13 protein-coding genes are annotated in these 12718 nt (G+C 68.3%); 6 read left to right on the forward strand and 7 right to left on the reverse strand.

What is annotated here, in order from left to right:
• The first annotated feature begins 69 nt into the window (after positions 1–69).
• Positions 70–1995, forward strand: a complete 1926-nt coding sequence (locus SK854_RS45065) for an endo-beta-N-acetylglucosaminidase (RefSeq protein ID WP_319981333.1) — start codon at positions 70–72, stop codon at positions 1993–1995.
• On the opposite strand, the gene SK854_RS45070 is transcribed toward SK854_RS45065, so the two are convergent.
• Positions 1979–3691 (reverse strand): discoidin domain-containing protein, encoded by a 1713-nt coding sequence (locus tag SK854_RS45070; protein WP_319981334.1) that lies wholly within the window; start codon positions 3689–3691, stop codon positions 1979–1981. The genes SK854_RS45065 and SK854_RS45070 overlap by 17 nt on opposite strands.
• Before the next feature lie 214 nt (positions 3692–3905).
• Between SK854_RS45070 and SK854_RS45075 the strand changes: the two genes are divergently transcribed.
• From SK854_RS45075 to SK854_RS45085, 3 genes are read left to right on the forward strand one after another with little or no spacing between them, the layout of a single operon-like run.
• Entirely contained in the window at positions 3906–4742 is an 837-nt protein-coding gene (locus SK854_RS45075; protein WP_319981335.1) for a DUF1996 domain-containing protein, read from the forward strand.
• Positions 4739–5200, forward strand: coding sequence for a hypothetical protein (locus SK854_RS45080; RefSeq protein WP_319981336.1), 462 nt, complete (start codon positions 4739–4741; stop codon positions 5198–5200). Before SK854_RS45075 ends, SK854_RS45080 begins: the two co-directional genes overlap by 4 nt.
• Before the next feature lie 5 nt (positions 5201–5205).
• Positions 5206–6177 (forward strand): LacI family DNA-binding transcriptional regulator, encoded by a 972-nt coding sequence (locus SK854_RS45085; protein ID WP_319981337.1) that lies wholly within the window; start codon positions 5206–5208, stop codon positions 6175–6177.
• Here SK854_RS45085 and SK854_RS45090 read toward each other — a convergent pair whose 3' ends face one another.
• The 3 genes from SK854_RS45090 to SK854_RS45100 are packed head-to-tail and all read right to left on the reverse strand — an operon-like array spanning position 6178 to position 8077.
• Positions 6178–6837 carry a hypothetical protein gene (locus SK854_RS45090; protein ID WP_319981338.1) on the reverse strand — a complete coding sequence of 220 codons (660 nt, stop codon included), beginning with the start codon at positions 6835–6837 and terminating at the stop codon, positions 6178–6180.
• Entirely contained in the window at positions 6834–7709 is an 876-nt protein-coding gene (locus tag SK854_RS45095; protein ID WP_319981339.1) for an ABC transporter ATP-binding protein, read from the reverse strand. Before SK854_RS45095 ends, SK854_RS45090 begins: the two co-directional genes overlap by 4 nt.
• Positions 7709–8077, reverse strand: coding sequence for a GntR family transcriptional regulator (locus SK854_RS45100; RefSeq protein WP_319981340.1), 369 nt, complete (start codon positions 8075–8077; stop codon positions 7709–7711). The genes SK854_RS45095 and SK854_RS45100 overlap by 1 nt, the downstream gene beginning before the upstream one ends.
• A 65-nt stretch (positions 8078–8142) precedes the next feature.
• On the opposite strand from SK854_RS45100, the gene SK854_RS45105 reads away from it, so the two are divergent.
• Entirely contained in the window at positions 8143–8961 is an 819-nt protein-coding gene (locus SK854_RS45105) for a DMT family protein (RefSeq protein ID WP_319981341.1), read from the forward strand.
• Positions 8958–9653, forward strand: coding sequence for an SDR family oxidoreductase (locus SK854_RS45110; protein WP_319981342.1), 696 nt, complete (start codon positions 8958–8960; stop codon positions 9651–9653). Before SK854_RS45105 ends, SK854_RS45110 begins: the two co-directional genes overlap by 4 nt.
• A gap of 63 nt (positions 9654–9716) precedes the next feature.
• Here SK854_RS45110 and SK854_RS45115 read toward each other — a convergent pair whose 3' ends face one another.
• The 3 genes from SK854_RS45115 to SK854_RS45125 form a co-directional block, all read right to left on the reverse strand.
• Positions 9717–9914, reverse strand: a complete 198-nt coding sequence (locus SK854_RS45115) for an MbtH family protein (protein WP_319981343.1) — start codon at positions 9912–9914, stop codon at positions 9717–9719.
• A 21-nt stretch (positions 9915–9935) separates the two neighbouring features.
• Positions 9936–11186: a lysine N(6)-hydroxylase/L-ornithine N(5)-oxygenase family protein gene (locus SK854_RS45120; RefSeq protein ID WP_319981344.1), complete on the reverse strand. Its 1251-nt coding sequence runs from the start codon at positions 11184–11186 to the stop codon at positions 9936–9938.
• 190 nt (positions 11187–11376) lie between these two features.
• Positions 11377–12717, reverse strand: coding sequence for a GH1 family beta-glucosidase (locus tag SK854_RS45125; protein WP_319981444.1), 1341 nt, complete (start codon positions 12715–12717; stop codon positions 11377–11379).
• Between the last annotated feature and the right edge of the window lies 1 nt (position 12718).

Raw genomic sequence — 12718 nt, forward strand, 5'->3', positions numbered from 1 at the left:
CTTTGTCGTCCTGTTCAGTCACCGTAGAAGCGGTATGCGGCGAATCAGATGGCGCACAAGGGTGATCACGTGCCCACCCGGAGACAGTTCCTCGTTCTGAGCTCCACAGCAGCACTCACCAGTCTGCTGTCCGAGACTCCCGCGTCCGCAGCCGAAATCGCGCAGCCCTACGCGTCCTACTGGCACCCGGCGACGATCCTCGACTGGGATCCCTCGACCGACCGGGACGCGAAGTACAACCGCAGCACGGTGCCGCTCGCGAGACGTGTCGTTCCGGCCGGACCGGCCAACGCGCACGCCCGTCCCGGCGAGGCCCGAGTGCAGGCGCTCGTGGCGTACGCGCCGACGAGCAACAACCCCGCACAGGGCGCGCTCGACATGAACTACTACGCCACGAACTACTGGCAGTACATCGACGAACTGGTGTTCTGGGGCGGGTCCGCGTCCGAGGGCCTGATCCTCGCGCCGAACCCGACCGTCACCGACGCCGCGCACCGCAACGGTGTGCGGGTGATCGGAAACGTGTTCCTCCCGCCGACCGCGTACGGCGGCCAGATCCAGTGGGTCCGCGACTTCGTCAAGCGCGACGGCGACCGGTTCCCGGTGGCGGACAAGATGATCCAGGTCGCACGGCACCACGGCTTCGACGGCTGGTTCCTCAACCAGGAGACCGCCGGCGGCAACACCCAGCTCGCGAACGACATGCGCGACTTCATCGTCTACCTGAAGAAGTCCGGCCTGCGGATCATCTGGTACGACGCGATGACCGACAGCGGCAGCGTCAGCTGGCAGAACGCCCTGACCGCGCGCAACCGGATGTTCTTCGAGCAGTCCGACGAGATGTTCATGAACTTCTGGTGGAGCACGCAGGGGCTCGCGAGCTCGGCCGCGCTGGCCCAGCAGATGGGCCGCAGCCCGTACGACCTGGCGTCCGGTGTGGACGTCGAGTCCAACGGCTACAACACGAGCGTGGGCTGGGCGAGCGTCTTCCCCGAGAACAAGCCGCACGTGACGTCGCTCGGCTTCTACCGTCCGGAGTGGACGTTCAAGTCGGCGACCAGTCCCGCCGACTTCTACAGCCGTGACAACAGGTTCTGGGTCGGCCAGAACGGCGACCCGGCGAACACCACGACGACGGCGAACTGGAAGGGCATCGCCCACTACATCACCGAGCTGACGCCGATCACGAGCCTGCCGTTCGTCACGAACTTCAACACCGGCCACGGCAGGAAGTTCGCGGTCGGCGGCACGGTCCGGTCCACTCAAGCCTGGAACAACCTGTCGTTGCAGGACGTCCTGCCGACGTGGCGGTGGAGCGTCACCGGCACGGGCACGAAGGTCACGCCGTCGCTCGACTGGGACGACCCGTACGACGGCGGCACCGCGCTGAAGATCACCGGCACCCCGCAGTCCGCCAACGACGTCCGGCTGTTCGCGACGTCGCTGCGGCTGACCGGCAACAGCCAGTTCGAGATCGTCCACCGCACCGGCACAGGTCCGTCGCGGCTCCAGGCGGTCCTGCGGTTCGGCACGACGGAGAAGGTCCTCGACCTCGGCGGGGTCAGCGGCGCGTGGCGGCGCAGCGTCTTCCCGCTCGGCGAGCACTCCGGCGCGACGCTCACGGAGATCTCGCTGCGGGTCCTGCCCGGCGCGGCCATCACGGCGTTGATCGGCCGGATCGGCGTGACCAACCCGGTCATGACTCCCCCGGTGGCACCGGCCGGCGTCCAGGTCGAGCAGGTGAGCCGCACCAACGCCACGACGGCATCGGCACGGCTCACCTGGACTCGTTCGCCCGGCGCCATCAGGCAGTACCGGGTCTACAAGCAGACCGGTTCCGAACGGATCTTCCTCGGTGGCACGACGAGCGACGCGTACTTCGTGCCGGCGATCCCGCTCACCAACGGTGAGACCGCACAGATCGAGGTAGAAGCCGTCAGCGAGGCGTTCGACGTCTCACCGCCCGTAAGAATCTCGATCACTGGTACACCCTGACGTAGTCCAGCACCATGTCCTGCGGCAACTGCGTCCCGGCCCCCGGCGGGCCGGGCCAGTCGCCGCCCACCGCGTTGTTGATGATGAGGAAGAACGGGTGGTCGTAGACCCACGGGCCGCGCGTGGTCTCCAGCACGTTCCGATCGACGGTGAAGAACCGGTTGCCGTCCACGCTGAACGTCATGTGGCTCGAGTCCCACTCGACCGCGAACGTCCGGAACGCCGACGACGCCGGAGCACCCAGTTCCAGCGGTGACCCGTACCCGCCCGCACCGAAGTACGCGGGCGCGTGCAGCGTCGAGTAGACCCGGTTCGGCTCCTTGCCGACGTGCTCCATGATGTCGATCTCGCCGGTGTACGGCCACGGCCTGCGCTGGTCGAAGAAGTCCGCGCCCAGCATCCAGAACGCGGGCCACAGCCCCTGCGTCGACGACACCTTGATCCGCGCCTCGACCCTGCCGTACGTGAAGGTGAACTTGCCGTAGGTGTTGAGCCGCGCGGACGTGTACTGGCAGGTCCCGCTTCCGCTGACCGGGTCCACCGGGCACGCGCTGCCGGGCGTCACCTCACGCCGCGCCTGCAGCACCAGGTTGCCGTTGCCGTCGTGCCGCGCGTTGTTGTTGTTCGTGTAGTACTGCAGTTCGTTGTTCACACCCGGCCCGGTCTCCGGCGTCCACTTCGAGGCGTCCGGCCCGGAGCCCGCGGGCGCGTTGAACTCGTCCGCCCACACCAGCCGGCCGGGGAACGACGGGTTCGGCGGCAGCGGCGGTGGCGTGATCGGCGCGCCACCAGTGCCGTAGACCTGGAACTCCCACAACGAGTAGCCGTAGCCGTTCGACCTGGCCGTGCCGTACGTCCGCACGTACCGGCCGGTGCCGCTGACCGTCAGCGTCTCCTTGAAGCCTCGGCTCGTGGTGGTCGAGTAGATCTCGCGCCAGCTGGAGTTGTTGTCCGAGACCTCGATCCGGTACGCGGTGGCGAACGCCGGATCCCATTGCAGCACGACCTTGGAGATCGTGGCGGTGGCGCCGAGGTCGACGGAGATCCAGCCGGGGTCGACCCAGCCGTTCGTCGCGCTCGTCGCCCAGCGGGTCGCCGGATCGCGGTCGAACGCCTTGGCCGGGGTGCACCCCGAGCAGTTCGGGTCGTCCTGGAACGTCGACGCGGCACCGGTCCTGCCGTAGGACAGCAGGGTTTCCCCGCCGTTGCCACCGTCGCGGGTGCCGAACACCTGGAACTCCCACAGCGAGTAACCCCACTGAGTGGCCCGCTGAGCGAGGTCGAGGCGCACGTACCTGCCGGTGCCGGTGACCGGGAGCGTTTCGGTGCCGCCCGGCGCGGTCGTCGTTCGACGAAGTTCCTGCCAGCTGGTGCCGTCGGCGGAGATGCTGAGCGTGTAGGCCCGCGCGCTCGCGGCCTCCCAGGCCAGCACGACCTGGTCGACCCGCGCGGACGAGCCCAGGTCGATCTGGATCCACTGCGGGTCGCTGAACGTGCTGGACCAGCGGGTTCCGGCGTCGCCGTCGACCGCGGCCGTCGCGGCGAAGGCGGCGTTCTCGCTGCTGGACGCGGTGACCGGACGGTTCTGCGAGATCAGCGGACCGGCGGCCGAGGCCGATGTGGGGACGAGCAGGGCAGCCGCGACCATCGCCGCGACGAACAGAGGGAGTCTTCCGCGTTGAAGCCTTCCTGACATGAATGCTCCTGAGGCCGGAGAACGGGACGGCGGCGCGAGAGAGCGCTCTCTGGGACAGGAGTTCAGAGCCGAGAGTCAGGGCATCAGGCATGCCGTGTCAAGAAAACCGGGACTTCTGAACGTTTCTTGCGGATTGACGCCTGATTGCGTTCTGCGCCATGCTCGATGAGCGTGAGAGCGCTCTCCCAATCCTGCTGCGGAGAGGAAAGCTTCAATGAGGAAGCCTTTGTTCCACATCGCCGCCGTCATCGGGCTGATAGCCACGGCTCTCAGCATTCCCGTTGCGGCACAAGGAGAACCTGTCCGCGTGGCCGAGTTCCTCGCGGAGTGCCCGATCAGCCACCGGCTGGCGGACGACCCGATCGTGCTGCCGAACCTGGCCGGCGCCTCGCACTTCCACGACTTCTTCGGCAACCACTCGACGAACGCCCGGTCCACCCAGCAGACGCTGGAGGGCCAGACCGGCAACTGCAACCCGGCCACGGACATCTCGTCCTACTGGGTGCCGACGCTCTACCGGAACAACACCGCGATCGCCCCGACCGGGGTCACCTTCTACTACCTCGGTGAGGGCGTGAACAACCCGGCGGCGATCCAGCCGACGCCGTACGGGTTGAAGATCGTCGCGGGCAACGCGAAGGCCACGGGTGATGCCGACAGCATCGCGCGCTGGTCCTGTCTGCACGCCGGGCACGTCAACCCGTCCAAGAACTTCGTCACGTGCCCGGCGGGCACGATGCTGGAGACCTACCTGGACTTCCCGCAGTGCTGGGACGGCCGCAACCTCGACTCGGCCGACCACAAGTCCCACATGTCCTACCCGGTCGCGGGCGGCTGCCCGTCGAGCCACCCCGTGTCCGTGCCGAAACTCCGGATGGTGCTCAGGTATCCGGTCAACGGCAGCACCGCCGGACTGCGACTCGCTTCCGGCACAGGGCAAACGATGCACGGTGACTTCTTCAACGTGTGGCCGCGCGCCGAGATGGAGCGCCGCGTCCGCAACTGTCTCAACGTGGTGATCAAGTGCGACCACGCCGGCAACCACGGTTGACAACACTCCTGCTGGCAGGCCTTCTCGCGGCCTGCCAGCAGGCTCCACCTCCACAGTCACCAGCACCCTCGACTCCGCAGAACGGTTACGGCGCAACGGAACGGGCGTTCGTCGAGCTCGCCATCGCCACCGACGAGCAGGCGCTCAAGCTGCTCGACCTGACGGAGAACGCCTCGCTCAAGGAGAACCGGAACATCGAGCTCGCCGAACTGAGGAAGCTGCTCGACGCGCCGTACGTGAACAACCACGCCGGGCACGACATGCCCGGCATGCCGACGGATGCCGAGATCCAGCTCGCCTCGACCAGCCCGGACGCGCTCCGGCAGTTCGTCCGCACGCACCTCACCGAGTCGCTGGAGGTCGTGCGCTCGGCCGGTTCCGCGATCACCCACCCGCCGACCGCCGAGGTGGTCAAGCTGATGGAACGCCACCGCACGGCGGAACTGGCGGCCGGGTGAAGCGCGTGACGCTGGAGGAGGTGGCCCGCGTGGCCGGAGTGTCGCGCGCGACCGCGTCGAGAGTGGTCAACGGTGCCTCCAGCGTCGACGAGTCACTCCGGCACGCCGTGCAGAAAGCCATCTCCAGCACCGGTTATCTGCCGAACATCGCCGCGCGGTCGCTCGTCACGCGCCGGGCGGACGCGATCGGGTTGCTGCTGCCCGACGAACGCCGGATGGACGGCGACCCGCACCTCGCGAGCGTCGTCAGCGGTGTCACCAGGGTCGTGCGGCCGCTCGGCATCCACCTCGTGCTGATGATGACCGGGCCGGGCACCCGCGAGCAGGCGATGAGCGACCTGCGCCGCGGGCGGCTGGACGGCGTGATCCTCGTGCACACCGATCCGGCGGATCCGGTGCCCGGTCAGCTGATCGCGGCCGGGCTGCCGGTCGTGCTGGCAGGCCGGCCGCTCAAGCCGATGCCGATCACCTACGTCGACGTGAACCAGACGGCCGGCGCCGCGCTGGCAGGGCGAAGACTCAAGTCGTTGCAGTGCAACAGGATCGCGACGATCACCGGGCCGCAGGACACCCCGGCGGGCCAGGACCGGCTCACCGGGTTCCTCGCCGAGGTGCCGGACGCCGTGGTGGTGCACGGCGACTTCACCCGGCAGTCCGGCGTGGCCGCGATGGAACGGCTGATCGGCTGCTGCCCGGACGTCGACGGCGTGTTCATCGCCTCGGACCTGATGGCGAACGGCGCGATCCCCGTACTGCACCGCAGCGGCCGCAAGGTTCCCGACGACGTGGCGATCGTCGGGTTCGACGACAGCAGCGCCGCGCTGACGTCCGAACCCGAGCTCACGACCGTTCGCCAGCCGATCACCGACATGGCCGCGGAGATGGCGCGTCAGCTGCTGCGCCAGATCACCGAACCGCGCTCCCCCGTCACGTCGGTGGTCTTCGAGCCGTCACTGGTGGTGCGGGACAGCGGTTGATCACGTGGTGCGCAGGCGCACCGGCATGTCCCTGGCGATCGCCCACGTCCCAGCCAGCGCGACCAGGAACGCCACGACCGACACCAGGTGCCAGCCGGAGCCGAACAGCACCGGCAGGTTGGGGATGAAAGGCAGCTTGCCCGATCCGGGAATCCCCGTCGTCGTGACGGCCACCAACGGCAGGCCGATCGGGATCGAGAAGATGCCGCCCGCGCCGAACCGGTCGAACGCCGCCGCGCAGAACATGCCGACCGCGCACCACACCAGGAACATCAGGAAGTACGCGAGCGGCGAGCCGTGCTCGTCGGCCTTCCAGTCCATCAGCGAGTAGATCCCGCCCTCGACGACGAACCCCAGCCAGCCGATCAGGGCCATCACGAACGCCAGCACCACGGAGAACCCGGACGCCGCGGCGAGGAACTCGCGCCGCGTGCGGCCGTGCGCGACGGCGACCGGCAGCAGGTTGTGGATCACGTAGATGCCGATCCAGAACAGGAACCAGCGCGCGACCTGGGACGTGACGACGTTCCACCCGCTGATCTCGACGCCCCGGAAGGCGGACACCACGAACGTGACCACGAGGACGAACGCGAAGACGCCGGCCGCGATCATCGCGCAGAACAGGGTGAGCGACGCGGTCATCCGGCGGAAGATCTTCACCGCTTGCCTCCGACCGGGTCGGTGAGGTGGACGAACAGGTCCTGCAACGCGATCGGGCCGAGCTCCAGGCCGAGCTGACGGGCGCGGATCAGCTGCTCGTCGTCCAGCGCGCCGTAGAGCATCGCGGCCTTGGTGCGTCCCAACGACTTCTCGCTGAGCACGGTCAACGCCGCGGTGAACTCGTCGACGTCGGAGGCGTTCCCGGTGACCTCGGTACCGCGCGAGCGCAGCACGTCGGCCTCCTCCTGCAACACCAGCCGGCCGCCGTCGATGATCAGCACCTCCTCCAGCAGCGAGGCGAGCTCCTCGATGAGGTGGGTGGAGATGACGATCGTGCGCGGGTGCTCCATGAAGTCGCCCAGCAGCGCGTCGTAGAACGCGTACCGGGTCGGCGTGTCCATGCCGAGGTGCGACTCGTCCAGCATCGTCAGCGGTGAGCGGCTGGCGAGCCCGATCACGACGCCGAGCGCGGACCGCTGCCCCAGCGACAGTTCGCCGACCTTGGTCCTCAGCTCGATCTTGAACAGCTCCGCGAGCTTCAGCGCGTAGTCGTTGTCCCACGTGTCACGCCAGGCCGCGCCGTACTCCAGCACGTGCGAGACCTTGTCGCCCTTGTCCGCGGCGTCGGCGGAGTGCCGGACCAGGCACACCTGACGCATCGCGGCGGCGTTCTCGAACACCGGCAGCCCGGCGAGCTGAACGGATCCTGAAGCCTTGCGGTAGCCGGCGAGCGCCGACATCAGGCTGGTCTTGCCGGAGCCGTTGCGGCCGAGCAGGCCGTAGATCTTGTTGCCGGACAACGAGAAGCTCATGTCGTCGACGGCCGTGACGTCGCCATAGCGAACCGTTAAGCCCTTTACGTCAACCCGCATCACACGCCCCCGTTGTTCTCGTGCTGTTCGATCCGGCGGATGACCTCGGCGAGCGGAATGCCGATGGCGCGCGCCTCCGCGACCATCGGGTCCACGACCTCGCCGAAGAAGGATTCCCGCCCCTGTTCCCGCAGCATGTCGCGAGCCCGCGCGCTCACGAACATCCCGATCCCCCTCTTCTTGTAGAGCACCTGCTCGTCCACGAGCTGCTGAAACGCCTTCGCGGCCGTCGCCGGGTTGATCCGGTAGTAGGCGGCGTACTGGTTGGTCGACATGACCTGCTCGTCCGCCTTCAACGTCCCGCTCAGCACGTCCGCCTTGATCCGGTCGGCGATCTGCCGGTAGATCGGGCTCCGGTCGTCGAACACGGCTTAGTTCCTTGGTTCGTTACTCATGCAATGAACCATAGCAGTGGCGGCGTAGCATCGGCCAGGTGGTCGGGGTCGCGATTCTGTGCGCGGTGCTCGCGGCCGGGTGCAGCGCGCTCGGTGCGATGTGGCAGCACGCCGGGGTGCGGGAGACGACCGACCTGAAGCTCACCTCGGCGCTCCAGCTCGTGCGGTCACGCCGGTGGGTCTACGGGTTCCTGGTGCTCTTCGCGTGTGCCGTGCTGCAGGTCGTCGCTCTGGCGCTGGCCCCGGTGTCGGTGGTCGCGCCGCTGAACGCGCTGGCCATCCCGATCATCGCGGTGGCTCGGGCGCGGCGCCTGACCGGGCTGCTCGCCGTGGCGGTGCTGGTGACGACGGCCGGGATCGTGGTGTTCGTGTCCATCACGGCAGGCGCGGCGGTGCCGACCGAGGTGTCGCCGAAGGTGGCGCTGCAGGCCGGGCAACTGGTCGTCGCGGGCGTGCTGGTGTGCGTCGTCGCTGCGACCTTCACCGCGGACGCCGTGCGGGCACTGTCCCTCTCGGTAGGCGCCGGAATCGCATACGGACTGGTCGCCGTGCTGGTCAGGGACGTGACGACCGCGCTGCCGATGATCGAATGGGTGTCGCTCGGCGGGTTGGCCGTCGCCTTCCTGACCGGCGCGTGGTTCATCCAGCTCGGGTACGCCGCCGGGCCGCCGGATCTCGTCGTGGCGGGGCAGACCGTCGTGAACCCGATCGTCGCCGCGTGGATCGGCATCAAGCTGCTCGGCGAGGGCACCGGCATGAGCGGGCTGGCGCAGGCCGGTCTGGTGATCAGCGCCGTGGCCGCCGTGTCCGGCACCGTCGTGCTGGCCTACTACCACCGTGCCAGGGTCACAGCATGAACCCCAAGCAGGAATTCAACACCGTCGTCACGGGTGGCAGCGGTTCGCTGGGCAGGCACGTCGTCGCCGCGTTGCCGGGGGCTCGCTCCGTTTCCCGGTCCTCCGGAACGGATCTGGTGCGCGGCACCGGCTTGAACGCTCTGCGGGCGGACGTGGTGGTGCACTGCGCGACGTCGTTCCGGCACGAGGTTCAGATGGCGCGGGCGGTGCTCGCCTCGAAGCCCGCGCACCTGGTCTACATCTCGATCGTCGGCTGCCACGAGGTGCCGCTCCCCTATTACAAGCTGAAGCTCGCCACCGAACGGCTGATCATCGATTCCGGTGTGCCGCACACGATTCTGCGGGCCACGCAGTTCCACTCGTTGCTGCACAAGATGTTCGAGAGCGCCGCGAAGCTGCCGCTGATGCCCGTGCCGGGCTTCCGCTTCCAGCCGGTCGACGAGGCCGAGGTCGGCCTGGAGCTGGCGGCGCTGGCCCAGGCGTCGCCGGCGGGCAAGGCACCCGAGATGGGCGGTCCGGAGATCCGCGAGGCCGTCGACTTCGCGCGGATGTACCTGGAGGCGACGGGAAAGCAGCGCCGGCTCGTGCCGGTGAAGGTGCCAGGAGCCACGTATCGCGCCTACCGCGCGGGCGGGAACCTGACTCCCGGCCGCGCGGTAGGTACGCGAACGTTCGAGCAGTACCTCACGTGAGTTCGAGTCGGCCGGACGACCGACTTCAAGGCGAACTCACCGCCGTCTGCGGAGCAGTGGCAATCAAACACGGATAGACGCCGGACGCAGGTCCGTCCAGTTCTCCTCGACGTACGACAGGCAAGCCTCGCGGCTCTCCTCGCCGAAGACCTTGGTCCACCCGGCGGGCACCTCCGCGAACACCGGCCACAGCGAGTGCTGCTGCTCTTCGTTGACCAGCACGAAGAAACGGCCTTCCGGGTCCTCGAACGGGTTGGTCATCACAGGTCCTTCCTCATGGAACTACTTGACTGCCTGGAGCTTCGGTTCTGCCTGCTGCTGAGCGACCCGCCGCAGCACCGAGTCGAGAATCTCGCCGACGCGCACCGCGGTGTTCGACAGCAGCGACGACGTGATGCCGTGCGTGTGTTCGGTACCGCCCTGCAGGTAGATGCCGCCGCGCAGGCCGTTGTCCGTGACGACGCGGTAGTCGCGGGTCACCTTCAGCCGGCCGCGCTCGTCGCGTTCGCAGTGTGCGGCGAGGTCGCCGAGGAGCCGGACCGGGTTCGCCGGCCGGTAGCCCGTCGCGTAGACGATCACGTCGGCGTTGATCGGCAACCGGCCGCCGTCGGCGAGCGACTCGACCACGCACCTGCCGTCGGCGGTCACGCCGGTGAGCCTGGAGGTGTTGTGCAGCAGCAACCTCTGCCGGCCGACGACCTTCTCCCGGTACACCCGCCGGTACAGCTCCTCGATCAGGTCGCCGTCGACCACGCCGTAGTTCGTGTTGGCGTGGTAGCCCATCAGCTTCTGCTTGACCTCCTCCGGCGCGGAGTAGAAGTCGTCCACCGCGGCGGGGTCGAAGATCCGGTTCGCGAACGAGCTGTCGTCGGCGGGGCTGTAGCCGTACCGCGCGAAGACGCCGTGCACCTCGGCCTCGGGGAAGCGGTCGTGAAAGAAGGCCACGGCCTCGGCCGCGCTCTGGCCGGCGCCGACCACGACGACCTGACGCGGGTCGGAGAGGCTGTCGACGCGGGTGAGCAGGTCCTTGTTGTGCCAGATCCGGTCGCTCGTCTCGATGCCGTCCGGCAGGTTGGCCTCGAGGCCGGTCGCCAGCACGAGGTTGCGGGCCCTGACCTGCTGCGCGCCGACGGCGAACTCGAAGCCGTCGGCGCAGGTCCGCACCTGCGACACCTCGGCGCCGTACGACACGTGGTGCCCGACCCGTTCGGCGGCCCACTCGAAGTAGTCGTGGAACTCCTTGCGCAGCGGGAAGAGGTTCTTGTGGTTGACGAAGTCGATCAACCGTCCGCGGTCGCGCAGGTAGCACAGGAAGCTGAACTCGCTGGTGGGGTTGCGCAGCGTGACGAGGTCCTTGAGGAAGGACACCTGCATGGTGGCGTCCTCGAGCAGCATTCCCCGGTGCCAGCCAAACCGCGGCTGCCTCTCGAAGAAGCGAGCCCTGACAGGCAGCGCGTGTTCCTCCACTGCGATCGCGAGAGCGAGGTTGGACGGCCCGAAGCCTATTCCGGCCAGGTCTAACACCGGTTCCATCGCGATCCTCTCCTGGCACTCCTTGGCGTAAAGTAACCCTAACTTAACTAAGGTATGCCTTAGCTAGTGCATTCGGGCGTGATCTACGCCGCTGGATCGGAGTTCAAGCCGCGGAGATGGAACCGGCCCGGTCACTGTGGGGGCGCAGAGATTCCACAACGACCGGGCCGGAGACTGGACTGAGCTGGGATTACGCTCGTGATCGGGTGATCAGGTCACGGAACCACTGCGCGCTCTGCTTCAGCGTGCGTTCCTGCGTCTCGTAGTCGACGCGGACGATGCCGAACCGCTTGGCGTAGCCGTAGCCCCACTCGAAGTTGTCCATCAGCGACCACGCGAGGTAGCCGCGCACGTCCGCACCTGCGCGCACGGCCTCGGCCACGGCGGCGATGTGCGACTTCAGGTACTCGACGCGGTCGGTGTCGGCGACGTAGCCGTCCTCGACGTCGAGGTCGTCGAAGGCCGCGCCGTTCTCGGTGATCACCATCGGCACGCCGTAGTCCTGGTGCAGGCGGACCAGCAGCGCCGTGAAGCCCTCGGGAACGATCTCCCAGTCCATCGCGGTGACCGGACGGCCCTGCGGCACCACCTCGGACACGGCCGGGTCGTCGGTCGCCTTGTGGACGTGCGAGGTGTAGTAGTTCACGCCGAAGACGTCCAGCGGCGTCGAGATGATCTCCATGTCGCCGGGGCGGACCGGGATCCCGGCACCGCGCGCGGCGATGTCGACCAGCACGTCCTCCGGATAACGCCCGTGCACCAACGGATCCATGTAGATGCGCGTGCCGAGGCCGTCCGCGCGCCGGGCCGCGTCGACGTCGCGCGGGTCGTCCGAGGCGGCCGTGTGGGTGCCCATGTTCAGCGTGATGCCCAGCGACGCCACACCGCGCGTCCGAAGCTCCTGTGCGGCAAGGCCGTGCGCCAGCAGCAGGTGGTGGGTCGCGCGCATGGACTCGGCGAAGTTCTTGCGGCCCGGCGCGTGCCTGCCGGTGTCGTAGCCGAGCACGGCCGAGCACCACGGCTCGTTCAGCGTCGTCCACGTCGGCACGCGGTCGCCCAGCGCGTCGTGCACCAGGCCCGCGAACTCGGCGAAGCGGTAGGCCGTGTCGCGGTGCGGCCAGCCGCCCGCGTCCTCCAGTTCCTGCGGCAGGTCCCAGTGGTAGAGCGTCAGCCACGGGTCGACGCCCTTGCCCAGCAGCTCGTCCACGAGCCGGGAGTAGAAGTCGATGCCCTTGGCGTTCACCGGGCCGCGGCCACCTGGCTGGATGCGCGGCCACGACACGGAGAAGCGGTACTTGTCCACCCCCAGGCGCGCGATCATCGCCACGTCGGACGGCATGCGGTGGTAGTGGTCGCACGCCACGTCGCCGGTCTCACCGTTCAGCACGGCACCGGGACGGCGGGAGAACGTGTCCCAGATGGACAGTGTCCGGCCGTCCTCGTCGTACGCGCCCTCGATCTGGTACGCCGAGGTCGCGACGCCCCAGAAGAAGTCCGCGGGCAGCCCTCCAAGAGGATCAGACGCAGTCACG

It is taken from the genome of Lentzea sokolovensis, assembly GCF_033949975.1.
In the GTDB taxonomy this organism is placed as follows: Bacteria; Actinomycetota; Actinomycetes; order Mycobacteriales; family Pseudonocardiaceae; genus Lentzea; species Lentzea sokolovensis.

Bases quoted from the DNA above. Each gene is read 5' to 3' on its own strand.
- SK854_RS45110 (WP_319981342.1), top strand. From the start codon at position 8,958: ATGAACCCCAAGCAGGAATTCAACACCGTCGTCACGGGTGGCAGCGGT.
- SK854_RS45120 (WP_319981344.1), bottom strand. From the start codon at position 11,186: ATGGAACCGGTGTTAGACCTGGCCGGAATAGGCTTCGGGCCGTCCAAC.
- SK854_RS45070 (WP_319981334.1), bottom strand. From the start codon at position 3,691: ATGTCAGGAAGGCTTCAACGCGGAAGACTCCCTCTGTTCGTCGCGGCG.
- SK854_RS45075 (WP_319981335.1), top strand. From the start codon at position 3,906: ATGAGGAAGCCTTTGTTCCACATCGCCGCCGTCATCGGGCTGATAGCC.
- SK854_RS45115 (WP_319981343.1), bottom strand. From the start codon at position 9,914: ATGACCAACCCGTTCGAGGACCCGGAAGGCCGTTTCTTCGTGCTGGTC.
- SK854_RS45095 (WP_319981339.1), bottom strand. From the start codon at position 7,709: ATGCGGGTTGACGTAAAGGGCTTAACGGTTCGCTATGGCGACGTCACG.